The 24906-nt window shown below is 66.1% G+C and carries 22 protein-coding genes and 1 pseudogene; 14 read left to right on the top strand and 9 right to left on the bottom strand.

Annotated features, from left to right (window positions below):
• The 3 genes and pseudogenes from AC1DDG_RS20185 to AC1DDG_RS20175 all read left to right on the top strand — a co-directional run.
• Nucleotides 1-805, top strand: a pseudogene (locus tag AC1DDG_RS20185) (hypothetical protein); the annotation flags it as partial.
• Nucleotides 806-1029: 224 nt separating this feature from the next.
• Nucleotides 1030-2223 carry a serine/threonine-protein kinase gene (locus AC1DDG_RS20180; RefSeq protein ID WP_476877465.1) on the top strand — a complete coding sequence of 398 codons (1194 nt, stop codon included), beginning with the start codon at nucleotides 1030-1032 and terminating at the stop codon, nucleotides 2221-2223.
• On the top strand, nucleotides 2220-2720 hold the full coding sequence (locus tag AC1DDG_RS20175) for a mucin-associated surface protein (protein ID WP_476877464.1): 501 nt from the start codon (nucleotides 2220-2222) through the stop codon (nucleotides 2718-2720). Before AC1DDG_RS20180 ends, AC1DDG_RS20175 begins: the two co-directional genes overlap by 4 nt.
• A 91-nt stretch (nucleotides 2721-2811) precedes the next feature.
• Here AC1DDG_RS20175 and AC1DDG_RS20170 read toward each other — a convergent pair whose 3' ends face one another.
• Nucleotides 2812-5043 (bottom strand): catalase, encoded by a 2232-nt coding sequence (locus tag AC1DDG_RS20170; RefSeq protein ID WP_476877463.1) that lies wholly within the window; start codon nucleotides 5041-5043, stop codon nucleotides 2812-2814.
• A gap of 257 nt (nucleotides 5044-5300) precedes the next feature.
• Between AC1DDG_RS20170 and AC1DDG_RS20165 the strand changes: the two genes are divergently transcribed.
• Nucleotides 5301-6122, top strand: coding sequence for an SRPBCC family protein (locus AC1DDG_RS20165; RefSeq protein WP_476877462.1), 822 nt, complete (start codon nucleotides 5301-5303; stop codon nucleotides 6120-6122).
• A gap of 140 nt (nucleotides 6123-6262) precedes the next feature.
• Here the strand turns inward: AC1DDG_RS20165 and AC1DDG_RS20160 are convergent, their stop codons facing one another.
• Nucleotides 6263-8482: an NADP-dependent isocitrate dehydrogenase gene (locus AC1DDG_RS20160; protein ID WP_476877461.1), complete on the bottom strand. Its 2220-nt coding sequence runs from the start codon at nucleotides 8480-8482 to the stop codon at nucleotides 6263-6265.
• 378 nt (nucleotides 8483-8860) lie between these two features.
• Here AC1DDG_RS20160 and AC1DDG_RS20155 point away from each other — a divergent pair, with 378 nt between their 5' ends.
• Entirely contained in the window at nucleotides 8861-9877 is a 1017-nt protein-coding gene (locus AC1DDG_RS20155) for a trypsin-like serine peptidase (protein WP_476877460.1), read from the top strand.
• A gap of 310 nt (nucleotides 9878-10187) precedes the next feature.
• On the opposite strand, the gene purH is transcribed toward AC1DDG_RS20155, so the two are convergent.
• Complete coding sequence (gene purH / locus AC1DDG_RS20150) at nucleotides 10188-11858, bottom strand: bifunctional phosphoribosylaminoimidazolecarboxamide formyltransferase/IMP cyclohydrolase (protein WP_476877459.1); 1671 nt, start codon at nucleotides 11856-11858, stop codon at nucleotides 10188-10190.
• A 152-nt stretch (nucleotides 11859-12010) separates the two neighbouring features.
• Between purH and AC1DDG_RS20145 the strand changes: the two genes are divergently transcribed.
• Nucleotides 12011-13363, top strand: coding sequence for an MFS transporter (locus tag AC1DDG_RS20145; RefSeq protein ID WP_476877458.1), 1353 nt, complete (start codon nucleotides 12011-12013; stop codon nucleotides 13361-13363).
• Nucleotides 13364-13372: 9 nt separating this feature from the next.
• Here AC1DDG_RS20145 and purN read toward each other — a convergent pair whose 3' ends face one another.
• Entirely contained in the window at nucleotides 13373-13948 is a 576-nt protein-coding gene (gene purN / locus AC1DDG_RS20140; RefSeq protein ID WP_476877457.1) for a phosphoribosylglycinamide formyltransferase, read from the bottom strand.
• A gap of 39 nt (nucleotides 13949-13987) precedes the next feature.
• On the opposite strand from purN, the gene AC1DDG_RS20135 reads away from it, so the two are divergent.
• On the top strand, nucleotides 13988-14419 hold the full coding sequence (locus AC1DDG_RS20135) for a hypothetical protein (protein ID WP_230117080.1): 432 nt from the start codon (nucleotides 13988-13990) through the stop codon (nucleotides 14417-14419).
• Between the two features lie 9 nt (nucleotides 14420-14428).
• On the opposite strand, the gene AC1DDG_RS20130 is transcribed toward AC1DDG_RS20135, so the two are convergent.
• Nucleotides 14429-15748 carry a cell division protein PerM gene (locus AC1DDG_RS20130; RefSeq protein WP_476877467.1) on the bottom strand — a complete coding sequence of 440 codons (1320 nt, stop codon included), beginning with the start codon at nucleotides 15746-15748 and terminating at the stop codon, nucleotides 14429-14431.
• Between the two features lie 174 nt (nucleotides 15749-15922).
• Between AC1DDG_RS20130 and AC1DDG_RS20125 the strand changes: the two genes are divergently transcribed.
• On the top strand, nucleotides 15923-16384 hold the full coding sequence (locus AC1DDG_RS20125) for a DUF4383 domain-containing protein (protein ID WP_476877456.1): 462 nt from the start codon (nucleotides 15923-15925) through the stop codon (nucleotides 16382-16384).
• A 210-nt stretch (nucleotides 16385-16594) separates the two neighbouring features.
• Here AC1DDG_RS20125 and AC1DDG_RS20120 read toward each other — a convergent pair whose 3' ends face one another.
• Nucleotides 16595-16774, bottom strand: coding sequence for a hypothetical protein (locus AC1DDG_RS20120; protein ID WP_230117184.1), 180 nt, complete (start codon nucleotides 16772-16774; stop codon nucleotides 16595-16597).
• Nucleotides 16775-16939: 165 nt separating this feature from the next.
• Between AC1DDG_RS20120 and AC1DDG_RS20115 the strand changes: the two genes are divergently transcribed.
• Nucleotides 16940-18079 (top strand): hypothetical protein, encoded by a 1140-nt coding sequence (locus AC1DDG_RS20115; RefSeq protein ID WP_476877455.1) that lies wholly within the window; start codon nucleotides 16940-16942, stop codon nucleotides 18077-18079.
• An 88-nt stretch (nucleotides 18080-18167) separates the two neighbouring features.
• Nucleotides 18168-18380: a hypothetical protein gene (locus tag AC1DDG_RS20110; RefSeq protein ID WP_230117077.1), complete on the top strand. Its 213-nt coding sequence runs from the start codon at nucleotides 18168-18170 to the stop codon at nucleotides 18378-18380.
• 78 nt (nucleotides 18381-18458) lie between these two features.
• On the opposite strand, the gene AC1DDG_RS20105 is transcribed toward AC1DDG_RS20110, so the two are convergent.
• A complete protein-coding gene (locus AC1DDG_RS20105) occupies nucleotides 18459-18995 on the bottom strand; it encodes a MarR family winged helix-turn-helix transcriptional regulator (protein ID WP_476877454.1) in 537 nt (178 codons plus the stop codon).
• Nucleotides 18996-19095: 100 nt separating this feature from the next.
• The gene (locus tag AC1DDG_RS20100; RefSeq protein WP_476877453.1) at nucleotides 19096-20013 is read right to left on the bottom strand and encodes a PRC and DUF2382 domain-containing protein; all 918 of its coding nucleotides are present in this window, start codon (nucleotides 20011-20013) and stop codon (nucleotides 19096-19098) included.
• A gap of 422 nt (nucleotides 20014-20435) precedes the next feature.
• Between AC1DDG_RS20100 and AC1DDG_RS20095 the strand changes: the two genes are divergently transcribed.
• From AC1DDG_RS20095 to AC1DDG_RS20085, 3 genes are read left to right on the top strand one after another with little or no spacing between them, the layout of a single operon-like run.
• Complete coding sequence (locus tag AC1DDG_RS20095; protein ID WP_476877452.1) at nucleotides 20436-21350, top strand: hypothetical protein; 915 nt, start codon at nucleotides 20436-20438, stop codon at nucleotides 21348-21350.
• Entirely contained in the window at nucleotides 21347-21778 is a 432-nt protein-coding gene (locus AC1DDG_RS20090; protein WP_230117073.1) for a phage holin family protein, read from the top strand. Before AC1DDG_RS20095 ends, AC1DDG_RS20090 begins: the two co-directional genes overlap by 4 nt.
• Nucleotides 21775-22371, top strand: coding sequence for a DUF3618 domain-containing protein (locus AC1DDG_RS20085; RefSeq protein ID WP_230117072.1), 597 nt, complete (start codon nucleotides 21775-21777; stop codon nucleotides 22369-22371). Before AC1DDG_RS20090 ends, AC1DDG_RS20085 begins: the two co-directional genes overlap by 4 nt.
• Nucleotides 22372-22514: 143 nt before the next feature.
• On the opposite strand, the gene AC1DDG_RS20080 is transcribed toward AC1DDG_RS20085, so the two are convergent.
• Nucleotides 22515-23927 carry an aminotransferase-like domain-containing protein gene (locus AC1DDG_RS20080; RefSeq protein WP_476877451.1) on the bottom strand — a complete coding sequence of 471 codons (1413 nt, stop codon included), beginning with the start codon at nucleotides 23925-23927 and terminating at the stop codon, nucleotides 22515-22517.
• Between AC1DDG_RS20080 and AC1DDG_RS20075 the strand changes: the two genes are divergently transcribed.
• On the top strand, nucleotides 23926-24867 hold the full coding sequence (locus AC1DDG_RS20075; protein ID WP_476877450.1) for a DMT family transporter: 942 nt from the start codon (nucleotides 23926-23928) through the stop codon (nucleotides 24865-24867). The two genes, AC1DDG_RS20080 and AC1DDG_RS20075, sit on opposite strands and share 2 nt — an antisense overlap.
• Nucleotides 24868-24906: the final 39 nt, after the last annotated feature.

Here is a 24906-nt window from a genome sequence, read left to right as displayed (position 1 = left end):
CCCGGCAACCAACGCCACCGTCGACGTCAACCTCGGCAACACCACCGGCGCAGGCACCGAAACCATCCCGGCAACCAACGCCACCGTCGACGTCAACCTCGGCAACACCACCGGCGCAGGCACCGAAACCATCCCGGCAACCAACGCCACCGTCGACGTCAACCTCGGCAACACCACCGGCGCAGGCACCGAAACCATCCCGGCAGCCAACGCCACCGTCGACGTCAACCTCGGCGAAACGGGTCTCCTGGGCGATGGCGGCGCGGCAGCCGAAGGCACCGTCGACGTCACCCTTGGCACCGGGACGGGTACTTCCCCTGGTCTGAGTATCGACCTTGGCGTCCACCTCGGTACTGACATGGGCACCACACCCCCTGCGTCAGATCCCACGGACGGATCCGGAACGGGATCCGATCCTGCTGACGGATCCGGAACGGACGCCGGCACCACCGACGGCACAGGCACCACCGACGGCACCGGCACCACGGACCCCGGCACCGACGGCACAGGCACCACGGACCCCGGCACCGGCGGGACCGACAGTTCCGGCACCGCAACGGGATCGGACTCCGGAGCCCTTGCCACCGGCGGGACCGGATCCGGAATCGTTGTCCTGCCTGCGGGTTCAATGACAACGGACTCGTCAATGGCAGCCAACACGTCCGCGGCAGCCATGGGCTCCGGCCAGACAGTAGGCGCCAAGCAGTCCCTCGCCAACACCGGCGCAGACGCTGGCTTGCTGCCCCTCGCCCTCGCACTCCTTGCCATCGGAATGCTGATGGTCATCCGGAGGAAGAAGGCGTAGCCCCCTGAAGGAAAAATCAGCCGGGACCGCGCGTCCGGGCTGAGCACAACGGACCCATATCGGCGGTCCGGCTTCGACTGGTCCTTGGACGCTCCGAAGCCGGACTGCCGATAAGGCCGTGTCCGGGGCTGGCCAGTTCGGGGCATCCCCTGCGGCATCTCGGCGTCCTCCGCTCCGCGCGCGTATTACCCTTAACGGGACCCACTGCGGATAAGGACGGCAAAGTGTTGGAAGATTCGCCCAGCGGGATGACGGCTGATGTGCTGGACGGCCGCTACAGGCTCGGAGAAATAATTGGCCGCGGAGGCATGTCATCGGTCTACACGGCCCGCGACGAGAACCTCGGCAGGGACGTGGCGCTGAAGCTCTTCGCTCCCCAGGCTGCTGACGCGGATGAGCTCAAGCGTCAGGAAGCCGAGATCAAGCTGCTCGCCACGCTCAACCATCCGAGCCTCGTGACACTGTTCGACGCCGGCGTGGACACCCGTGTGCCTGACCAGCCGCGGCCGTTCCTCACGATGGAACTCGTGGCGGGCCAGGACCTTCGGGGCCGCCTCCGCCACAGCCGGGTTCCGCTCGAGGAGCTGGCCGTGATCGGAGCCGGGGTCGCCGACGCGCTGGCGTATGTGCACGGTCTGGGCATCATCCACCGCGACATCAAACCGGCCAATATCCTTCTCGTGCAGGTGCGCCCGGGAGAACCGGTGCGGCCCAAGCTGACCGACTTCGGCATCGCCCGGATCGTCGACGGCACCCGGCTCACGGCGACCGGTACCATGGTGGGCACCGCGGCGTACCTGAGCCCGGAACAGGCCATGGGCTCGCCGCTGTCGCCGGCCACGGACATCTACTCCCTGGGCCTCGTGCTGCTGGAATGCATCAAGGGAACCGTGGAATATCCGGGCAGCGCCGTGGAATCAGCGGTTGCCCGGCTGCACCGCGCACCCGAGCTTCCCGCGGACCTCCCGGAAGAGTGGCAGCACCTTCTGGCCTCCATGACAGCCCTCGATCCACTGGACAGACCCACCGCCGCAGACCTGGAGGTCGCACTGCGCCAGGCCCTGGTTTCGCCGGAATCCGTGCCGGGCGACGTGGCCGAGGAGCATACCCGCGTCCTGCCCGCCCTGCCGTCGCGGCCGCCGTCGTCAGTGCTTCCGGAAGGCTACGCCCAGACCGAGGAGCCCGCTGAAGACACTGCCACCGCACGGCAGAACAGCGACACACGCCGGGACGGCAAGAGGCCCAGCCGGCGCGTCTGGCTGGCGTCCGCCGTCGCCGCTGCCGCCCTGCTCGCCGGTGGAGCGGCGGTGGCCGCCGCCGTAATGGCCCCAAAAACGCCCGACGTCGTGACGTATCCCACGGTGACCGGAACCATGGGTGATCATCTCGCTGAGCTGCAAAAGAGCGTTCAACCGTGATCCCGCACGCCGGGTTGGGCCCGCAGGGCATCCGGCGGAGCAGCGCGTTGTCGGCTCTCGCCGCCGGCGCGCTTGCCGTCAGCCTTGCGGGCTGCGGCGGCACTGCCCCGGAGTTGGAGACCGCTGCCGCGGGGCATCTGCAGCAGCGCGTGCTCGCTGTCACCAAGGCAGCCGCGGGGAAGAATCCGGCCACCGCACTCAAGTCCCTTGACCAGCTGACATTGGAGCTCGACGCCGCCGCTGCCGCCGGCCAGGTTTCCTTCCGGCGCCACCAGAGCATCACGGTGGCCGTCAACGCGGTGCGCGCCGACCTCGCGGCCGTGCAGGCGGCCACGAAGTCCGCGGCGAAGGCCGCTCCTCCCGCGTCTCCCGCGACGACTTCACCGGTTGCCGTCTCTCCGGCGCCCGCGCCGGCCACGGGCGGACAGCCGGGCTCCGGGCAGGGCAAGTCACGGCAGAGCGAAAAGGGCAAGGGATCAGACAAAGGCAAGGGCTAGTCCGCGGTCAGCGCCGTTTAAGGTCCGGGCGGGCAGGACGCACGACGGCGGTGCTTCCTGCCTGCCCGGCCTTCAGCAGGCAGCTGGCCTGTTAGGTGTTCTCCGGTCCTGCCGCTGACGCCGGGAAACGCTCCCACGCCCGGTGCGCTGCCAGCAGTTCCTGGATCGCGGGCAGGACATCTTCCGGACCGTCACCCAGCACTACGCCGGCTGCGTCCTCCGTGATGCTGGCTGCATCCACTCCCGCGGCACCTGATCCCCATGCCCCGATTGCCTTGGCATGACGGAAGGCCTCAGACAGCAGGAGCACCACCCGGGGATCAAGCGAGGCACCCGGTTCGCCGGCCTTGGCATCGAGCCCCGGCTCAGCATTGTCGGCGGGGGCGCCGGAGCCGGCCACAACTACTGCGTCGAACTCCGTGGAGCGCGCGGTGAGATAGGTCCGCTGAACCGGGATCCCGCCGTCGTTCTCCGCGCCGAGCGTTCCTCCCACGGGCGCGATCACCAGCGGAACGATTCCGGCGGCATGAAGGGTCTTGCGTGCTGCGCGGACGGCATCAAGATCGCTGGATCCGTCCGCGACGATGCCCACTACCCGGCCGGCAACGGGCCAGGTCTGCCCCAGCTGGGACAGAGCTGGGCTCGGATCCGCGTCAGGCACTGCCTCGGTGGCCTCGGGCGCCAGCATGCCGAGTCCCTGCGCCACAGCCGCGCACAGCCTGGAATCGATATTGGCCAGGGCAAGCAGCTGCCGCTCACGGATCGCCTTCTCGTAGCACTTGCCCAGTTCGAACGTATACGCCTGGATCACGTGCTCCTGCTCCACCGGCGTCAGGCTGCGGAAGAACAGCTGCGGCTGGCTGAAATGGTCGTCAAAGCTCGCCGGAGACTTCCGCTCCTTGATGGCCTCGGCAATTGCTTCCGGCACCTCCACGAACGCGCCCAGATCCTGCCCGGCTTTGAAGGGGCACCCGCCGTCCAGCGAATTCGGCCGGTACGGGGCGACTCCCCCGTGAACGGCCGTCTGGTGCATGCCGTCCCGCAGCATGTCGTTCACGGGAGCCTGCGGACGGTTAATGGGGATCTGGCCGAAGTTGGGACCGCCAAGCCGGGAGATCTGCGTGTCAAGGTAGGAGAACAGCCGGACCTGAAGGAGCGGATCGTTGGTGACATCGATTCCGGGAACCAGGTGGCCCGGGTGGAAAGCAACCTGCTCTGTCTCCGCAAAGTAGTTGACTGGGTTGGCGTTGAGTGTCATGAGACCGATGGGCTGCACGGGCGCGAGTTCCTCGGGCACGAACTTCGTGGGGTCCAGGAGGTCGATCCCCTCGAACATCTGATCTTCAGTGTCCGGGAAGGTCTGGATGCCCAGCTCCCACTCCGGATAGGCGCCTGCCTCGATCGCATCGGCAAGATCCCTGCGGTGAAAGTCAGGGTCCATGCCGTTGATGATCTGTGCTTCTTCCCAGACCAGAGAGTGCACGCCCTGCTTGGGCTTCCAGTGGAATTTGACGAGCGTGGTGATGCCCTCGGCATCTACCAAGCGGAAAGTGTGAACGCCGAAGCCTTCCATGGTCCGGTAGGAACGCGGGATACCGCGGTCGGACATGTTCCACATCGTGTGCGCCTGGGCCTCGGTGTGAAGCGAGACGAAATCCCAGAAGGTGTCATGGGCGCTCTGGGCCTGCGGGATCTCGCGGTCCGGATGCGGTTTGGCCGCGTGGACAACGTCCGGGAACTTGATGCCGTCCTGGATGAAGAACACCGGGATGTTGTTGCCGACAAGGTCGTAGGTGCCTTCGTCGGTGTAGAACTTGGTGGAGAATCCCCGGGTGTCCCGCACCGTATCTGCCGACCCCCTCGAGCCCAGGACGGTGGAGAACCTCACGAATACAGGGGTCTCCACGTCCTTGGCCAGGAAGCCAGCCCGGGTGATTTTCGCGGCCGTTCCATACGACCTGAAGACTCCGTGTGCGCCGGCGCCCCGGGCGTGGACGACCCGCTCGGGGATCCGCTCGTGGTCGAAATGCGTGATTTTCTCGCGAAGATGGTGGTCCTGCAGCAGGATGGGACCGCGCGAGCCTGCCTTCAGGGAATGGTCAGTGTCGCTGAGCCGCAGTCCTTGCGCGGTCGTAAGGTACTGGCCGGACTGCGCCCGGGAATTGGCTGGGGCGCCGGTGGGGGTGCCGGTTGGGGACACTGCCTCGGGCCCCTGTTGGTCAGGCTTGGGAGGTAGCGGCTCCCGGGGCGTAGTGGGCTCCTCGGCGCTGGGAGGCTCGGGAGCGGGCGCACCAGGGATATTGATGTTGGTCTCTGCTGACATGAAATGCTCCTTCTATCTTGGACAGCCTTGGCAAGATTCGGCACACAATAGAAAAGCTAAGCCTGCTTAGCACTCTATGGAATATGCCTTCAGGCCACAACCGAGGTCCGTTTTTCGATGGACGCCGTCTTGGTCAGCAAAGGTACTGTCTCTCTTCAATTGCATCGCGCTTCGGACTAGCTTGGAGATGTTCCACCGAACGTGCAGCTATCAGAACCGCGGGCTGACCGCCCGCTCCCTGAAGGAGTGAACTACGCATGGCAACTGTTCAGGAATCCATCGACGTCGATGTCCCCGTGACCAAGGCCTACAACCAATGGACGCAGTTCGAGGACTTCCCGCACTTCATGAGCGGCGTTGACGCGGTGCGCCAGCTCGATGACACCACCGTTCATTTCGAGACAAGCATCGCCGGCGTCAAGCGTGAATACGACGCCCAGATCACCGTGCAGGAGCCTGACCAGCGTGTCAGCTGGGAGAGCCTGAACGAGCCCCGCAACGCAGGAACCGTATGGTTCGAGTCCCTGGGACCTGAGCAGACCAAGGTCAATGTCGAACTCACCTGGGAACCGGATTCCGCGGTGGAGAAGGCTGGCGCCGCCCTGGGCCTGGATTCCCGCCAGGTTGCCTCGGACCTGAAGAAGTTCAAGAAATACATCGAGAGCCAGGACTCCGAAACCGGCGCGTGGCGTGAAAGTGTCCGCGACGGCGACGTCGAAGACACAGCCGGGCCAACGGGTACCGCTGCGGCTGCAGGAGTTCCTTCGCCGACCGGAGGGGCCGGGGCTGCCGGAGTAGCCGGGGCTTCCGGCGCTGGAGTTGGGGCGGCCGGCGCTGCTCCGGCCGGTAGCTACGGAACAGACGACGACGGCACGGGCTATGCGGCCGGACCCGGAATGGACGCGACCCCCGGCCGCACCTACGAATCCGGTGACGGCTACGACACCGCAGCCACCGAAAGGCCGGTGGATGCGGATCCTGACATGGCGGTCGAAGCCCCCTACGGCGACACGGAAACGGGGGAGCCCCGGATAGACACCAGGGGTGACACCCGGCGAGACGAAACCCCGGACCGGTAGACCCCGCCGGTCCGACCCCGCTGAGCCGGCCGGGCTAACCCGGACGGCCGGGGCTAAGCCGGCCGGTCAGAGCAAACCAAAGCAGAAGCGCCCCGCCMCWCGAGTGGCGGGGCGCTTCCGATCTGTTGAGACTGTAGTCGCTAGCTCAGGCTCGCAATAACCTTGTTAAGCGTCGCGGAGGGCCGCATGACAGCAGCGGCTTTCTCGGCGTCCGGGCGGTAGTAGCCACCAATGTCCACGGGTGAACCCTGGACGCTCAGCAGTTCGGAAACAATGGCGTCCTCGTTGGAGGCCAGGGCCTCGGCGATGGCGGAGAAGGACGCAGCCAGTTCGCCGTCCTCGGTCTGCTTGGCCAGCTCCTGCGCCCAGTACAGGGCCAGGTAGAAGTGGCTGCCTCGGTTGTCGAGTTCGCCGACCTTGCGCTTCGGGGACTTGTTCTCCAGCAGGAACGTGCCGGTTGCACGGTCCAGCGTGTCCGCGAGCACCTGTGCACGGGCGTTGTCGGTGGACGTGGCCAGGTGCTCGAAGCTGACAGCGAGGGCCAGGAATTCGCCGAGGCTGTCCCAGCGGAGGTGGTTTTCGTTCAGCAGCTGCTGGACGTGCTTCGGAGCGGATCCGCCTGCACCGGTCTCGAAAAGGCCGCCGCCGTTGATCAGCGGAACCACGGAGAGCATCTTGGCGCTGGTACCAAGTTCGAGGATCGGGAAGAGGTCCGTCAGGTAGTCACGCAGCACGTTGCCGGACACGGAGATGGTGTCCTCGCCCTTGCGGATGCGCTCCAGGGTGAAGGCCGTGGCCTTGTCCGGAGACATGATCTCGATCTGCAGGCCCTCAGTGTCGTGCTCCTTGAGGTATTCACGGACCTTTTCGATGAGCTTGGCGTCGTGGGCGCGGTCTTCGTCCAGCCAGAAGACGGCAGGTGTGTTGGACGCGCGGGCGCGAGTCACGGCCAGCTTGACCCAGTCGCGGATCGGCAGGTCCTTGGTCTGGCAGGCGCGCCAGATGTCACCCGGGGCCACCTCGTGCTCGACCAGGACCGCTCCGGAACCGTCAACGATCTGGACCTTGCCGGGGACCTGGACCTCGAAGGTCTTGTCGTGGCTGCCGTACTCCTCTGCGGCCTGGGCCATGAGGCCGACGTTCGGCACCGTGCCCATGGTGGTGGGGTCGAAGGCACCATTGGCACGGCAATCGTCGATGACAACCTGGTAGATGCCGGCGTAGGAGCTGTCCGGGAGAACTGCCAGAGTGTCGGCTTCCTTGCCGTCCGGTCCCCACATGTGGCCGGAGCTGCGGATCATGGCCGGCATCGAGGCGTCCACGATGATGTCGCTCGGGACGTGCAGGCTGGTGATGCCCTTATCAGAATCGACCATGGCCAGCGCCGGGCCTTCTTCCAGGCCCTTCTTGATCGCGGCCTGGACGCCGTCGCGGACGTCCTCCGGAAGGTCTTCAAGCCCGTTGAGGATCGCGGCAAGTCCGTTGTTGGGGCTGATGCCGGCGGCGGCGAGCTGCTTGCCGTAGGTGTCGAACAGTTCGGAGAAGTAGGCCTTGACCACGTGGCCGAAGATGATGGGGTCCGAGACCTTCATCATGGTGGCCTTCAGGTGTGCCGAGAAGAGCACGCCTTCTTCCTTGGCGCGCACCACCTGGGCCGCGAGGAACTCGTCGAGGGCCGCGGCTCGCATCACGGTGCCGTCGATCACTTCGCCGGCGAGGACGGGGAACGCCTTCTTGAGGACCTTGACCGTGCCGTCTTCGCGGACCAGCTGGATCTCGATGGTGCCGTCAGCCGGGATCACCACGGTCTTTTCGTTGGAACGGAAGTCATTTTCTTCCATGTGCGCAACGTTGGTTTTCGATTCGGAAGACCATGCGCCCATGGAGTGCGGGTTCTGGCGGGCATAGTTCTTTACGGACAGCGGAGCGCGGCGGTCGGAGTTGCCCTCGCGCAGGACCGGGTTCACGGCGGAGCCCTTGATCTTGTCGTAGCGGGAGCGGATGACGGTCTCTTCATCGGAGGACGGGTTGTCCGGGTAGTCCGGCAGGTTGTAGCCCTTGGCCTGCAGCTCTGCGATGGCGGCCTTCAGCTGCGGCACCGAGGCGCTGATGTTGGGAAGTTTGATGATGTTGGCTTCCGGCTTCTTCGCCAGGTCCCCGAGCTCAGCCAGGGCGTCGCCGATCTGCTGCTCTTCGGTGAGGTAGTCGCCAAAGACAGCGATGATGCGGCCGGCCAGCGAAATGTCGCGGGTCTCCACCTGCACACCTGCCGTGGAAGCGAAAGCCTCAACGATCGGCAGGAACGAATATGTAGCCAACATCGGCGCTTCGTCGGTGTGGGTATAGATAATTTTGGCCATGCTCGGGCGTCTCCCTGGAGGTCGGCTTGTATATGGAATCCGGTCTATTTCACCAACCTTTAACTTACCCGAGGACGCCGCGTTGAACCCCACCCGAGCGGCCGGATCCCGTTCCGTGACCTCACGCCACGCCCCCAAGGTGACCAATCCCATTGTCCCCAGCCCGGCGGACCTTTATCTTTAGGTCATGGAAGAAAACCGCTTAGGCGGCTGAACGTCATTCAGTAACCCCTTGCGGCAGGGGCAGAGCGCATTACCCCTACCTGGAATACATAACTTGAAATGTCTATCTACAGAGCTTGTCATACCCGGGTAGGTTCAATCCGTCACTCGGCGGGCAGCACCATCGCCCGCCCCACCCCGATAGGTAGGACCACAATGACGAGCACAAAGTCTCTGGCCACTAGCCTCATAAGCCTTTCAGCAGGCTTGCTGCTGGCGCTGTCCGCAGCTGGCGGCGCAACGGCCTCTCCTTCAAAGTCGCAGGATTCGGGCCAGCCGCAGGTCGCCACCTCCACCGTCGCGAGTGCAACCACCACCGTCGCGAGTGCAACCACGGCAGGTTATTGGACGCCTGAGCGCATGCGCGCCGCCATTCCCGGCGATGTGCTGGCTGACCGGGCGGTTGCCCGGCAAAACTCCAAAGGCACCAATTCCGGCCCCAGCGTGGAGGAGAAGGGTTCCAGCACCAAAATCGCCGGCACGTCCGGAAAGGGCAGCAAGACAACCGCACTGCACAAGGATGAGCTTCCGGTAAACCACATCGGGAAGGTGTTCTTCACCCTCGGGGGCGCCAACTTCGTGTGCTCCGGGAACTCCGTGGTTTCGACCAACAAGAGCACCGTCTCCACGGCCGGACACTGCGTGAATGAGGGCCCGGGCGCCTTCGCCACCAACTTTGTCTTCGTTCCGCAGTACAAGGACGGTGCGGCACCCCTCGGCAAATGGCCGGCCAAGGCGCTGTTTGCGCCGAAGCAGTGGAGCGGCGACGGAAACATGCAGTATGACACCGGCTTCGCGGTCGTTTCCCAGCTCAACGGCCAGAACCTTGCCGACGTCGCGGGCGCCTCGGGTGTCGCTTTCAACCAGGCACGCGGACTGAATTACAAGTCGTATGGTTACCCGGCCGCCGCACCGTTTACCGGCCAGACCCTTGTGAGCTGCACCGGCAAGTCAGCCAATGACGTCATCAACCCGCAGTTCGACACCCAAGGTATTCCTTGCGACATGACCGGCGGTTCCTCGGGCGGGCCATGGTTCATGGGCTCGGACGCTACGGCGTTCCAGAACTCCATCAACAGCTATGGCTATGGCACGCGCTCCACAACGATGTTCGGTCCTTACTGGGGCGACACAATCCAGCAGGCCTACAAGAGTGCATCGGCCACCAAGTAAGGACGGCCCGCCACCCGACGAGGAGGACCCGGTAAGCCGCTCCGACGCCAGCCAGACCCCGGAAGAAATTCTGGAGTACTGGACGCCGGAGCGGATGGCGGAAGCGAAACCGCGTGAGGTCCGGCTCCCGGACCCTCGAGGCCGACCGGACCCTCAAGGGGAACCCGGCCCACAAAGTGAACCAGGCCTCCAAGGTGAAGCAGGACCGTCACCTGAGGACGACTGAATCAAGTTAAAGCCCGACGGCGGTTGTCCCCATAAGGGGGCAACCGCCGTCGACGTTTCACTGCGTTCTAGTGGAAACTGCGCTCTAGTGGAAGAAGTGGCGCGCGCCCGTGAAGTACATCGTGATGCCTGCCGCGTTGGCTGCCGCGATGACCTCATCGTCCCGGACGGAACCGCCGGGCTGGACCACGGCGCGGACGCCGGCGTCGACCAGGATCTGCAGGCCGTCGGCGAACGGGAAGAACGCGTCCGAGGCAGCCACGGCGCCGCGGGCACGCTCCGGCGCCCCGCTCGCGTCGGTGCCGGCGGCGCCGCCGGCGGCGTCGACGTCGGACGTCACGGTGACGCCCAGGCTGTTGGCGCGCTCAACGGCAAGCTTGCAGGAGTCCAGGCGGTTGACCTGGCCCATGCCGATGCCCACGGCAGCGCCGTCTGCAGCGAGCAGGATGGCATTGGACTTGGCTGCGCGGCAGGCGGTCCAGGCGAAGGCGAGGTCGGCGAGGGTGGCCTCGTCCGCAGCTTCACCGGCGGCGAGGGTCCAGTTGGCGGGGTTGTCGCCTTCGGCGTCCACCTTGTCGGAGACCTGGACCAGAACGCCGCCGGAGACCTGGCGGATTTCTGCCGGGTAGCGGCCGTAGCCCTCCGGGAGGGACAGGAGGCGGATGTTCTTCTTCTTGGAGAGGATCTCGACGGCTTCGGGCTCGAAGCCGGGGGCGATGACCACTTCGGTAAAGATGCCGGCCACGGTGCGGGCCATGCCGGCAGTGACGGTGCGGTTGGCTGCGATTACGCCGCCGAAGGCGGAGACAGGGTCGCAGGCGTGCGCCTTGGCGTGGGCGTCCGCGATCGGGTCTTCGGCTGAGTCCGAGCCGACGGCCACACCGCACGGGTTGGCGTGCTTGATGATGGCGACGGCGGGCTCGGTGAAGTCGTAGGCTGCGCGCAGGGCGGCGTCGGCATCCACGAAATTGTTGTAGCTCATGGCCTTGCCGTGCAGCTGGTCGGCCTGGGCGATGCCGGCGGGGGCTGCCCTGTCCACGTACAGGGCGGCCTGCTGGTGCGGGTTTTCGCCGTAGCGGAGAACTTCGGAGCGTTCCAGCGCAAGGCCGGCGTAGGCCGGCCAGTCAATGATTCCGTCGCCGTCTTCGTCCAGGAACTGGCTCGCCGTCCAGGTGGCCACGGCGTTGTCGTAGGTGGCGGTGTGCGCGAAGGCCTTGGCGGCCAGCCGGCGCCGGGTCTTCAGGTCGAAGCCGCCTTCACCGGCGGCGCGGACAACCTCACCGTAGAACGTGGGATCAACCACAATCGCGACGGCGGCGTGGTTCTTCGCGGCGGATCGCACCATCGCGGGGCCACCGATATCGATCTGCTCCACCACGTCGTCCTGGGCGGCGCCGGACTTGACGGTCTCCACGAACGGGTAAAGGTTCACCACCACGAGGTCGAAGGTTTCGATCTCCATGTTGGCGAGGGTATCCATGTGGGCCGGAACGCGGCGGTCGGCCAGGATACCGCCGTGCACGCGCGGATGGAGGGTCTTGACGCGGCCGTCCAGCATTTCCGGAGAGCCGGTGACTTCCTCGACTTCCTGGACCGGGATGCCGGCCGCGGCGATCTTCTTGGCCGTGGAGCCGGTCGAGACGATCTTGACGCCTGCTGCGTGCAGGCCCTTGGCCAGCTCCTCCAGACCGGTCTTGTCGTAAACCGAGATCAGGGCTCGGCGGATGGGAACACGGTCTAGCTGCGTGAAGCTCACAAAGGTCTCCGTCTTTTTACGCGGTTGTTGCCGCGGTTGGTGGGGATAGGGCCAGTTTATCGCGTTGCCGGACGTGTCCTTCCTGCCCGCCCGAGTGTGAAGGCCGCCCACTTCCGGAGCGCCGCAACGTAAGGTTTTAACAGGAGGCCGAGATGAACACTTACACCACTGTGCCCAGCGGCGAACAGGTGGTCCAGGAACTGCCGTGGCGCTGGAAGGTGCAGGGCCGGATTTTCGTGATCGGCGGCCTTGGATTCATGTTTGATGCCTGGGACGTGACGCTGAACGGCATCCTGATTCCGCTGCTGTCCACCCACTGGCAGCTCACCCCCGGCGAGGCCGGCTGGATCGGCACGGCCAACCTGATCGGCATGGCGCTCGGTGCGTTTATCTGGGGCACCATCGCCGACACCATCGGGCGCAAGAAGGCCTTCACGGCCACGCTGCTGATCTTCTCGCTGTTCACCGTTTTCGGGGCGTTCTCCCCCGACTTCACCTGGTTCTGCGTCTTCCGCTTCATGGCCGGATTCGGCCTGGGCGGCTGTATCCCCGTGGACTACGCGCTCGTGGGCGAGTTCACTCCGCGCCGGCAGCGCGGCAGGGTCCTCACCGCCATGGACGGGTGGTGGCCGGTGGGAGCCGCGCTGTGCGGCTTCGTTTCGGCGGGGCTGGTGGCGGCCTTCGCGGACTGGCGCCTGACCATGCTGGTGATGGTACTGCCAGCCCTGCTGGTTTTCTGGATCCGCCGCAGCGTCCCCGAATCGCCCTTGTTCCTCATCCGCAAGGGCCGCCGCGAGGAAGCCGCCAAGGTCATCGACGATCTGGTCCTGGCCACCGGCGCGGAGCCTCGCGCCTACAGCCTGCCCGATCCCGGGGCCGTCCCGCGACTATCGGCCGGCAGCGCCTGGCAGCAGCTGCGCGGCGTCTGGCAGTTCAACTGGAAAATCACCGCCACCGCCTGGGCGCTGTTCTTCAGTATCCTGCTGGTCTACTACCTGTCCCTGACCTGGATGCCCCGCATTCTAATCGGCGCCGGGTTCGCCGAGTACAAGGCGTTCCTGACGACGGCGGGGATGGCCGCCGTCGGACTTCTTGGCGTGGTGGCAGCGGCGCTGCTGGTGGAGCGGATGGGCCGCAAGTGGCTGCTGGCCATCACCGGACCGCTGTCCGCCCTGACGCTGGTGATCGTGGCCTTTGTGGTGGACATTCCGACGGCGGCCGTGTTCTGGCTGCTGGTGTTCGGCTTCGTGGTGCAGGTGGCCATTCCGGTGCTCTACACCTACGTCTCCGAGCTATACCCCACGGAGCTGCGCGGCACCGGCTTCGGCTGGGCGTCCACGTTCTCGCGGCTGGGCGCGGGCTTCGGCCCGCTGATCTTCGCGAACTACTTCTGGCCCGAGCTGGGGCTGGCCACATCATTCGCCCTCGCCGGCGGCCTGGTGGCGCTGGCCGTGCTGTGGATGATGTTCTTCTCCCCCGAAACCAGGCAGCGCCGCCTCGAATAGCGTTTCGAGCTAGTTGGGAGAGTGCGCCACGGCCAGCTCGGCGAGGGTGGACACCAGAAGCCGGCGTTCCACCACCTTGATGCGTTCATGCAGGGTGTCTTCGGTGTCGCCGTCCTCGATGGCCACGGCTTCCTGGGCGATGATGGGCCCCGTGTCCACGCCCGCGTCAGCCCAGTGAACGGTGCAGCCCGTCACCTTCACGCCGTAGGCCATGGCATCCCGCACACCGTGGGCGCCGGGGAAGGACGGCAGCAGGGCGGGGTGCGTGTTGAGGTATTTCCCGTCGAACGCGTCGATGAATTCCGGGCTCACGATCCTCATGAAACCGGAGGAAACCACAACGTCCGGCTGGTACGCCTCCACGGCTTCCGTTAGAGCGGCGTTCCAGGCGGCACGGTCCGGATAGGCCTTGAAGTCCACCACGAACGTGTCGATCCCGGCGTCGGCCGAGCGCTCCACCCCGAACGTTCCCGGCCGGTCCGCCCCCACCGCGGCGATCTCCACGTCCAGCTGCCCCGCTTGCACTGCGTCGATGACAGCCTGGAGGTTGGAGCCGGTTCCGGAGACGAGGACTACGATGCGCATTGCTCCAGCTTATGCGGCCGCTCGCGTAGGCTGGAAAACATGAACCCCACCCCCGGCCCGAACGGCTCACAGCGGACAAGGCATCCGCTCAGCGAGGACGCAAAGTCCTCGCTGCTGAAGACGCACACCCTCTTTCGCATGTTCATCGTGGCGGTGCTGGGCTCGTTCTTCGTCTTCCAGCTGGACGTCGGCTACCTGTGGCTGGCGTCAATCCTGACCGTGGCCGGGATCATCCTGGGGATCATGGTGCTCATCCGTGCCGTCAGGCTCAAGGAATCCAGGCTGGTGCTCTTCGGAACCATCTCGGGCCTGGTGGTGTCCGCCGTGATGGTGCTGCTGGTGCTGGCCTCCGCCTTGTTCTTCAACCAGGTGCGCGACTACCAGCAGTGCGCCCGCCACGCCCTGACCAGCCAGGCGAGCAACGACTGCCGCGCCCAGCTTGAGAACTCGATGCCCGGCCAGTTCCGCTGAGTGTACGGGCTACTTGCCCGGTGCCGTCCCGAGGTCGGCTTCCCGCAGTTGCTGGCGGCGTTCCAGCCACGGCCCGGCTGCGTAACCGACGACGACGCCGATGCCCGCTTCCGCTGCCACCCAGACTGCCGTCCACAAGGGGTCGGGGCCGATCTCCGTGAGCCGGCCGATTCCGGCCGAGCCGCCCGCAATCCACGCCAGGACGCCGGCCAGCAGGCCGGCGGCGACGCCGATGATGATGCCGAGGAACAGCGTCGAGGCGGCGGCCGTGAACCAGCGGACGCGGACCTTGATGGACAGCCACTCGTCGAGGTGGTTCTCGCCTTCACGCAGGAACCACCAGCCGGCCAGGACACCGGCGAGTACCGGCGCCACCAGCGCCACGAGGCCGTAATCCAGCGGTCCGGCGGGAATTGCTGCAAGCACGGGTACTGATGGAAGCGGCCCGGCTGCGGTGCCCAGCGGGCCCACCTGTGAACCAGCACCGAGGGCGAAGCCCGAGCCGGACACCCAGGCGAGCGCGAAGACGGCAAGGTTGGGAATGAAGCCGAGCTGTGCGATGGTGAGGACCGCGCCTCCCATGGCCCCGGCGTCGAGCCCTTCATATACAGCCACCACCAGGTTCCAGTGGATGACGAGATCCACCGCCAGCAGGGCCGCCGACAAGGCGAGCGCCGCCATGATGGCCACGAACCCGGCCTTCGCGGCAGAGGCCAAGTACGATCCCGCCCAGCGTGAATGCTGGCTGGTCCGGGCGATCCAGTCAACGGCGTCGACGCCGATCAGCCGGCTCCACGAGCCAGCCTCGCGCCGCGCACCGATCACCATGCCCAGGGCAAAGGGAACCAGCGGCAGTAGCGCAGCCCACCAGAGGAAGACCCCAACGTCGTCCGTGCGGCAGACAAATCCCGTGGCCACACCGAAGGCAGAATAAACGAGCCAGGACCCCAGCAGCGCCTGCCAGAGCTGGTCAGTATAGGAGGCCCGGGCCAGGCGCCGGCCCGCCCGCCAGGCCAGCAGGAACGGTATCAGCGTCAGGCCCAGGGGAATCAGCGAGAGCGTGCCCGTTTCCGGCCGGGCCGCAGCCCCCTCGGCGACGACGGTCAGGTACAGGGGCACCCCGTGAATGACCAGCCAGGCCTGGCCGGCAAGCCGCGCCAATACGTCGACGTGTGTGTCCTGGAAACCGGACGTTGCCCACACGGCCACGATAGGGGCGACGACCACCAGCGCGGAAATTATCGCCGCCTGGGCCGACTCCAGCCCGCCCTGCAGCCACAAGGGCATGGGAAGGCCACGGTCTCCGGTCTGATCAGCGCGCAGTTTCATCGTGTCCCATCGTGCCACGGGCGGCCTGGCTCTCCTGATTTCGACAGGCTCAATGCCGGCAGAAGACAGGCCGGAGTGAATCCGCGCAGGCTTCTATGCAGGCAACGCCCAGCGCTTTTTCGGGCGTACCGACGTAAAATTACTGTGTCCGCAATCAGTGGTTGGAGGCAGAAAATGACTACCGCATCCCCACATGCACACGGCGTTCACTTTGGTCGGACAGACGTCCAGAACGTTGGCATGGGTGTTGGTATTGTCGCGTTGGTGGTTGGTGTCCTGGGGTTCATCCCTGGTATTACCGCACGTTATGGCGAAATGATGTTCCTTGGGCCTGATTCGCACGCCATGTTCCTAGGCCTGTTCCAGGTATCCATGCTGCTCAACATTGTGCAGCTGGTCATCGGCGGAACCGGCTGGGCCATGTCACGCAATGAAATGGGTGCGCGCAGGTTCCTCATGGGCGCCGGGGCGCTGTACATCATCCTCAGCATCTACGGGCTCAGTGTCGGCGTGGATTCGGCGGCCAATTTCCTGTCGCTGAACATGACGGACAGCTGGACCCTCCTGGTGGTGGGTGTACTGATGATTGCCGCCGGCTGGATGTTCTCGCGGCATCTGGCCGAGGACAGGAAATAACCCGGAACGCGAACGCCCGGGAACTAGGAGCCGCGAATGAGTAGATATCTAATCTGAGTATTCGTACTACCGGTTGGTGCAGGTGCCACACGAAAGTCCGTGGGCGGCTGCACCAACTTTGCGACCGGGTACTGTCAGCTGAACCGGACCTCGTGGCGGAGCGTCGTGAGACCCGCGCCGGGTCCGGCGGTTCGACGGCGTCCCTTGCGTTTAGAAGCGGATCAGGGAATACGGCAGGCTCGGCAGATTGCCCGCAGTCCAGGGCCGTTGAGGCGGTTCGGACGGGACATTGCCGCGACCGTCGCGCAACACCACCACGACCGTGCCGATGATTGCCAGCGCTGCAATTACGGCAAGGATTACCAGGACGACGACGATCGATCCAGACATCACTCCAACACCTCTGACATCAATTTTACGGCGGAACGGGCATCGCCATCAGGGTTGTTCTGCCCGCCAGCCTGCCGATAGTAAGCAGGCGAATATTTTGACTCTGGACGGAACCGGCGCCCGGGCATATGCTGATCTCCCATTGCCTCTGGGGGGTGAATCGGAATGGGCAGCAGCCTGCGTCTTCTTTGCGCCATATCGTTGCGCGCGCTCCTGCTGCCCACAGTGATCGCGCTGGCCTGGCTCATCTGGGGTGCAGGACCGGCGACGGCATCGTCTCCGGACACCGGAACGCTCAGTTCAGGGTCGCTGAATTCCGGATCATTACTCGCCAAGCCCCTCAGGTCCGGCCTGGCCGGTGACGTGGCCGCGGCAGTGACAGGAGCCCTCGGACAGAACACCGGCCGGAACACCGGTCATCGCACCGCCGTCTCCAGTGTCCTCCCGGCGGTTCCAGCGCTTCCCGGAGCCACGCGTCCCGTCACCGCAGCGATCTCAGCGGTGACCGACTCTGCCGAGGCAGTCATCGGGAAGGCATCGGGGGTGGTTTCCACCGTGACCGGGACGGCTGCGCCGGTGCTGTCCGAGGTCGACAAAGTCGTTGGCACCGTAAATGATGCCCTTGCCTCAGTGGATCCGCGGCTGCCACGGATCCCGGTGCCGGACGTCACCGTACCGGTAGTCCAGGTGCCGGGCGTCACCGTTCCCGAGGTCCCCGTGCCGGGCGTCACCATTCCAGGGGTCCAGGTCCCGGGCGTCACCTTTCCTGGGGTCCAGGTCCCGTCTGTGGACGTTCCTACCGTTCCCACACCGCTCCCCTCGGAGCCGCGGCCGGTTCCCGCTCCCGACGCCGAACGCCCGGCGGCGGCGGTTCCTTCGCCGTCAATTGGTGAACCCAAAGCTCCGGCGGCTTCCGTGGTTGAGGCACCGTCCACGACGGGAAGAGTATCCGTCGCAAAGAACGCCGCACCGGCATCACCGGGCGCCAACTTTGCGGACTCCGATTCACGCGGCCAGACGCTGGCGCAGCTTGCCATGACGTCCTCGGGACGCCCCCTGGCGGCAGTCACACTCCATGCGCGGCCGCTCGTGCACACCCCGCTCGCCCCGGAGCACGCCTACCTCGCCGCGACACAGGGCGAGTCCGGTTCCTCGCTCTCGGGCTCTGACGGCCCGGGCGGGCAGGCTGCAGATGTCACAGGGGCGTGGCGCAACTTCTCCCGGGACCTCGGGGCGCGCGTCCTCGACGCCGCCACTGCGCTGCCTTCCAGTCCGGCATTCGATCCGGGGTCTTCCCCCGACTGAACAGGTCAACTCTGCCTTCATAACGGCAGAAACGACCACCTGCGCCACCGGCGTACGGATCCCAAAGTTCAGTCAAGGAGAACATGTCATGTCTACCCACGCCTCGATGCTCGCTGCGTCCCGTTGCCCCCTGCCCTCGTCCGGAAGCGCGCACAGCCACTCCGGCCCTTCCCGCGCCGGCATCGGCAACTGGCCCGACCCCATGCGCGGACGCATCGGTAACTGGCCCGACCCGATGGCCGGTTTCATCGGCAATTGGCCGGACCCGATGGCCAAGGGCAGCCTCGCTGCCGGGTCTTGAAAAACACGAGAAGAAAGCAGTAAAAAGCACTGCCCCCGCTCCACCAGGCGGTGGAGCGGGCACAGCGCTTCTTCGCATTCAGTTTTCCGGACTGCTTTCCGGCGGCCCCGCCTTCTCTGCGGTCTCAGCCACTGATTCATCTGGGCGCACTTCTTCAGGTTCTGTTTTCCCCGAACGGACTGCCTCTGCCTTGGGCGGACCGGGAAAGTAGCTGATCACCCGCGAGAGCTCCCGGCTGAGCACAGTGCCGCCAACCATGTCCGGAGGCAGGGCCTCGTTCTCCACCCTCCGGGCTGCCGCCAGAGCCTGCAGCCCGGCTTCCGTTATCGCCACCTCGTTGCTGCGCCGGTCCGTGGAACTGGACCGGCGGGAAACAAGCCCGGCTCCCTCAAGCCGCGCGAGCACCCTGCCCAGCGATTGGCTGCGGACTTTGATGTCGGCGGCAAGCCGCTCCTGGTTGAGCGGCCCGGCCGCGAGGCCTTGAAGGGCGATGACGGCCGCATGGGTGAGGCCCAGGTCAGCAAGGGCCTGATCCTGTCGGCGCTGGATGAGCCGGGCGGCCATGGACAGCAAGTGATGGGGCCCCCACGGCTCGGCGTCAGCATTCGGGACCATCGGTTCCGTCCTTCCTTCTCAAGCCTGAGTTGGTCAGGAGCAATGCCCCGGCCGCCGCGACCACGGGGGCCGGTACCGCCCGGCCCCCGTGCTTTGCGTGTCAGCGACGGGTGTCGTCAACGCCGTCGGTCTCGATGCGCTCCTTGCGGACTTCCTCATCAACTGTGACCTCGTCCGTGACGGTTTCGGTGTCCAGGCGGACCCGTTCCACGGGCACAGTCTCCTTGTCCACGACCGGCCGTTCTTCGTGGAGGATTACCTCGTGTTCCTCTTCGCTGAGGTCCGGTCCGCTCATTGCGTCACCTGCGTTCCCGTCCGTGATGGGTTCGCGTTCCACCCGTACTTCCTCACGACGCACCGGTACCGTCTGCGTGACATTTTCCGTCGTCACGTACTTGCGCAGCCGCGCCCTGCCGGTGGCCTGCCTCTCGGTGCCCACGTTGAGGCGCTCCTCGGAACGAGTCATGGCGTCGTCCGTGGTGGGGCCCGAAGTGTCCCGGCCCACCGTGCCTGATTCGTCCGCTGCGTTGTAGGTGCCGCCACTTGCAGCAAAGCCGGCGTCGCGCTCCGTGTTCGAGTACCGCTCTGTGTTCGAGGACCGCTCTGGGTTCGAGGACTCGGTGTCGCGGTCGATGACACCGCCAGTGCCCTGACCTGCTGTGGCGTCCGTGCCTGATGTGGCGTCCGGGTAGGTCCCGCCGCCGCTGAGCTGATAGTGGTCGTACAGACGTTCCTCCTCCGAGGGCTCAAGGTGGCCGTCTGTGTCCACCCGCGGGGCGTCCTTGACCTGTTCCTTCGTGTAAGGGACCACGATGTTGTCACCATCGACGCGGGCGCCTTCAAGGGGAACGAAGGACTCGGAAGTCCCGAAGAGGCCCGTCCGCGCCGTCACCCAGGTGGGCTGGCCGTTGTCGTCATCCGCGTAGATCTGGCCGATAGAGCCAATCTTGCCCCCGTCAGTGGAGAGGATGTTTCCATCCCGCTGGAGCAGGTCGTCGATATGTTCCTTGGTGAGCATTCTTGTCTCCTTGGATCTTGACTATTGATGCAACTGGCTTGCTGGGCTGGACGCCCTGATGTTGCGGGCGCTTTGCCGGTGCGGCCCGGTGGCAGGGATACCTCTGGCTGAGGAACCGGCCGTCCGCTGGCGAGATTTCTGAAGGTCAACCTCGCATCTACACCCTAAGCATGCTTACTATCGTATTGGCAAGCCTGCTTAGCATTTTAATGTTTTCGGAAGGCCGGCCAGCAAGGGGGCGCCGACCCTGGTGACGTGGCGCCGGCGCCCGCTGAAAGCGGCGGCAATCCCGAAAATCTCCATCGCAAGTCAAGAAAAAAGACAAGGGTGCTTACTATTTATTAGTAAACATGCTTACCATTGCATGCCAGCAACGCTGGTTCTTGAACAGCAGCTGACCCTTTCGGAAAGAGAGAGCGAAGATGACAGAGAACCAATGGCCGCAGGACGGGAGCCTCACGGTTCCCCCGGCTACACCGAACTCACCGGCTTACGGCTCGGGCGTCTCCTCCGGGAGCCCGGCGTCAGCCTCGAAGACCGACACGGCGAAGGAAGAAGCCGCCAATGTGGCTGGCCAGGCCGCCGGCGCCGCCCAGAATGTGGCAGGCACCGCCAAGGCCGAGGCAGCAAATGTGGCTTCCGAAGTGAAGACCAATGCCAAGGATCTCCTGCACCAGGCGAAGTCCGATCTGACAAGCCAGGCCGGCACCCAGCAGCAGAAGGTAGCCGAGGGACTTCGGTCCATTTCCGGCGAACTGCATAACATGGCCAACGCCTCGGATCAGCCCGGCGTCGCCTCGGACCTCGTCCGCCAGGCGGCAGAGCGCTCACAGTCCGTAGCATCATGGCTGGACAACAGGGATCCGGGGTCGCTGCTGGACGAAGTGAAGTCCTTTGCCCGCCAGCGCCCAGGCACCTTCCTGCTCCTCGCTGCCGGCGCAGGCGTCCTTGCGGGCCGGCTGGGCAGGAGCCTGCAGGCCGGGGCCCCCGCCGCTACCCCGGCAACCGGCACCGCCGTTCCGCCCCAGCCGGTTCAGCCGCCCGTCACGGAAACCGCAGTCGGAGCCGGCATAGGTGAGCCGTTCTACGACGAATCCGCACTCGGTGCGCCCGCCTTCGGCGAGCCGGCCTACGGGGAGCAGACCTACGGCACCCCCGCGTACGGCGAACCGGCCGCCGGGGAGCCCGCTTTCGGCGAGCCTGCTTTCGGGGAGCCCGCTCGGCCCGGCATGGCAGGTCCGGCCTCGGCGCAAACCCTTCCGGGAGGTTCCCCGGCAGGAGTTCCGCTGCGTGACGTCGATGACCCCTTTGCCGAAGGCGAAGGACGCCACCTGTGAGCAGCCAGATACCGGAGACCCACTCCACTGCCGCGCATGCCAAGGCGGATTCGACGTCCCTGGGAGATCTCCTGGGTGAAGTCACCCGGGACCTGTCCACCCTGATCAGGCAGGAAATAGAACTCGCCAAGGCCGAACTCAAGCAGTCCGGCACCCGGGCCGGCAAGGGCGGCGGCATGCTCGCCGGCGCCGGCGTGGCCGGGCACTTCGTGCTCCTGTTCCTGTCCATCGCCCTCTGGTACGCCCTCGGCGAGCTGATGGGCCTCGGCTGGTCCGCCGTCGTCGTTGCAGTCATCTGGGGCATCATCGCCGCAGTGCTGGCATCGGTAGGACGCAAGGAACTCAAGGCCATCAAGGGCATGCCCCAGACCGTTGAGACCGTCCAGGAAATCCCGCCCACCCTGAAACCCAATGGAGACCACCGATGAGTGAAAACCCGGACGCCATCCGCGCCGACATCGAAACGACCCGTGCACGCCTCGGCACCAACGTGGACGCGGTCGCCGACAAAGTATCACCGTCCAACATCGTCCACAGGCAGACTGACAAGGTCAAGGACGCCGTCTTTGGAGTGAAGGAGAAAGTCATGGGAGCTGCGGACCACGCCTCAGGCAACGTCCATTCGGTCTCGGGCACCGCCGGATCCGCAATCGGCGACGCCGGCGCGGCCATCAGCGACGCCCCGCACAAGGCAGCGGTGAAGACGCAGGGCAACCCGCTGGCAGCCGGGCTGATCGCGTTCGGCGCGGGCCTGCTTGTCTCGGCCCTTATCCCGCCGAGCGAGAAAGAACGCGAGGCTGCCGACGCCCTGAAGACCGCAGCGGAACCGGTCACCACCCAGCTGACCGAAGCCGCCAAGGACATGGCCCAGGGCTTGAAGGAACCGGCCCAGGAAGCCATGGAGAACGTCAGGGCGACCGCTACCGACGCTGCTGACCACGTCAAGGGAGAGGGCCAGGCGGCCGTCTCCGACGTCAAGTCCAGCGCCACGGATGCGAAGGACCACGTGCAGAACACCTAAGGTCCAAACCTTTCGGACCTGAAGCACGACGACGGCCGCCTCACCTTCGGGTGGGGCGGCCGTTTCGCGTGCCGGGACTTCCGCCAGGACCGCAGCGGGCGCATTCCAAGCGGATGACGGCCTCCTGCGTCGCTGCCCGATTCTTAGAGGCCGTTGCGTTCGATGGCCTGGCCAATAATGCGGGCCCCTTCCGGGAAGGCACCCGGGTTGGGTCCGGCGTAGTTGAGTCGGATGAAGGGCCCCGCCGGTTCGGCAGGGAACCATTCGGTGCCGGCGGCGATGATGACTCCCGCACTCTCGCAATCGCGGGTGAGCTGTTCGAGGTCGGTCCCGTCCGGCAGGCGTGCCCAGAGGTTCAGACCCCCCTTGGGAACCTGCTCGATGTGCGCCTGCGGGGCGTGCTCGCGCATGCTGGTGACCAGCAGGTCCCGGCGGGACTCAAGCTGGTGGCGGACGCCGCGCAGGTGCGTCTGCCACCCGGGCTGCGTCACGACGTCGAGCGCTGCCGCCTGAAGCAGGCCGCTGACGTACATCGATTCCGCCGCCCGGTCGGCCAGGATGCGTTCGCGCGCCGGGCCGCGGGCGATGACCGCGGCGACACGGATCGCCGGGGATACGCTCTTCGTCAGAGAGCGAAGGTAGACAACGTGGCCGGAGTCGTCGCGCGCTGCGATGGGCACGGGGGTCGTCGTGATGCCGAAGTCATGGGCCCAGTCGTCCTCCACAAGGAACGCACCGTTCTCGCGTACGACGTCCAGGACTTGTTCGCCCCGCCGGGCGGGCCATTGCGCCCCGGTGGGGTTCGCGTAGTTGGGCTGTGCGTAGAACACGCGAGCGCCGGTCTCGTCAAAGGCGCGGGCCAGTTCTTCCGGCTCCGGACCGTCGGGGCCGCTGGGCACCGGGACTACGCGCACACCGGCCTGCGCGGCGGCCAGGATGGCGCCCCAATACGAGGGCGATTCCAGCAGCAGCGGCTGCCCCGTGCCCACCAGTGCGCTGAAGATGGAGCTCAGCCCGCTTTGGCTTCCAGGGAGTACGACGACGTCGCTCGGGTTCGGCGGTGTGGTCCCCGCCGGCGTCGAGGTGCCGAGCTCGTGTGCGAACCAGGACTGAAGCTCCGGCAGGCCGGCGGCGGGTGGACGGGACAGGGCTGCATCGCCCCGGGCCGCGCGCACGAGGGCGGCGCGCACGAGCCGCTCCGGCAGGAGTTCGCGGTCCGGGTAACCGGAGTGGAAGGAGATCGCATCATTCGGCACAGTGCGCATGGTGCTGGAGGCCGGGGGCAGCGGTGCCAGAGGTGACCGCAGCGCCGCAGTCTGCCAGCCGTAGTCGGACGGGCGTGCGGTCCGGACAGCCCGCACAAAGGTCCCGACGCCCGGCCGGCTCTCGATCAGGCCCTGCGCCGTGAGGGTCTGCAGGGCCTTCTGCACCGTCACGGGGCTGGCCTGGTATTCGGCCACCAGTGACCGCGTGGACGGGAGTCTGGATCCCGGTGCGGCCTTGGCGATCCATTCCCGCAGTCGCGTCGCTATTCGGGAACTGCTATCGTTGTTCATGAGAGACAATAGTAGCGCTACTACGCTAGTTCGGCCAGTGATATCGCCACGACAACCCACGGGCCTGTGGTGGGGGCTCATCGGAGTAGCGGCCTTCTCGTTCACCGTTCCCTTCACCCGGGTGGCTGTCGCAGGACTGTCGCCGTTGTTCATCGGCTCCGGCCGGGCGGTCGTAGCCGCAGTTTTGGCCGCCTTCGCCCTCGCACTCACCCGGCAGCGACTCCCACGCGGCATGCAGTGGGCCCGACTCGCGGTGGTGGCCGCCGGCGTCGTCGTCGGGTTTCCCCTGCTCACGTCCTTCGCGCTTGCCACCACCCCCGCCAGCCACGGCGCCGTGGTGATCGCTCTTCTCCCAGCCGCGACGGCCACGGCGGCGGTTCTCCGTGGGCGCGAGCGTCCACCGCTGGCGTTCTGGCTCATCACCGGCGTGGGCGCGCTGGCTGCCATCGTCTTCGCTTCCATGCAGTCCGGCGGCCTCGGGCAGCTGCACTGGGCGGACGTGCTGCTCCTCGGAGCCGTGGTGGCTGCGGCCATCGGCTACGCCGAGGGCGGCCTGCTGGCCCGCGAGCTCGGCGCGTGGCAGACGGTGTCCTGGGCCCTCGTCCTCGCATCGCCGCTGATGGTGTTCCTCGGCGCCCTCTCCGTGGCTCAGCAGCCGCCTTCCGCTACCCCGGTCCAGTGGCTGGCCTTCGCCTACCTCGGCGTCGTGAGCATGTTCCTTGGCTTCTTCGCCTGGTACCGCGGCCTGGCCATCGGACCGATGGCCAAGGTCAGCCAGGTCCAACTCATCCAGCCGGTCCTGAGCATCTGCTGGGCCGGGCTCCTGCTGGGCGAGAGCCTGACCTGGACCACCATCATCGGCGGCCTCGCCGTCATCCTCTGTGCCGGCATCGCGGTCCGCGTACGGCTCAACCCGCCGCGCCCGGCACAGAATCCCTGACGATTCAGACCCAACAGATCCTTCATCCACCAAAGGAAG

The sequence above is a fragment of the Arthrobacter sp. 10L430 genome, from assembly GCF_056395245.1.
Note: the sequence above shows the minus strand (reverse complement) of the source record. Positions and strands in the feature narration are given on the sequence as shown.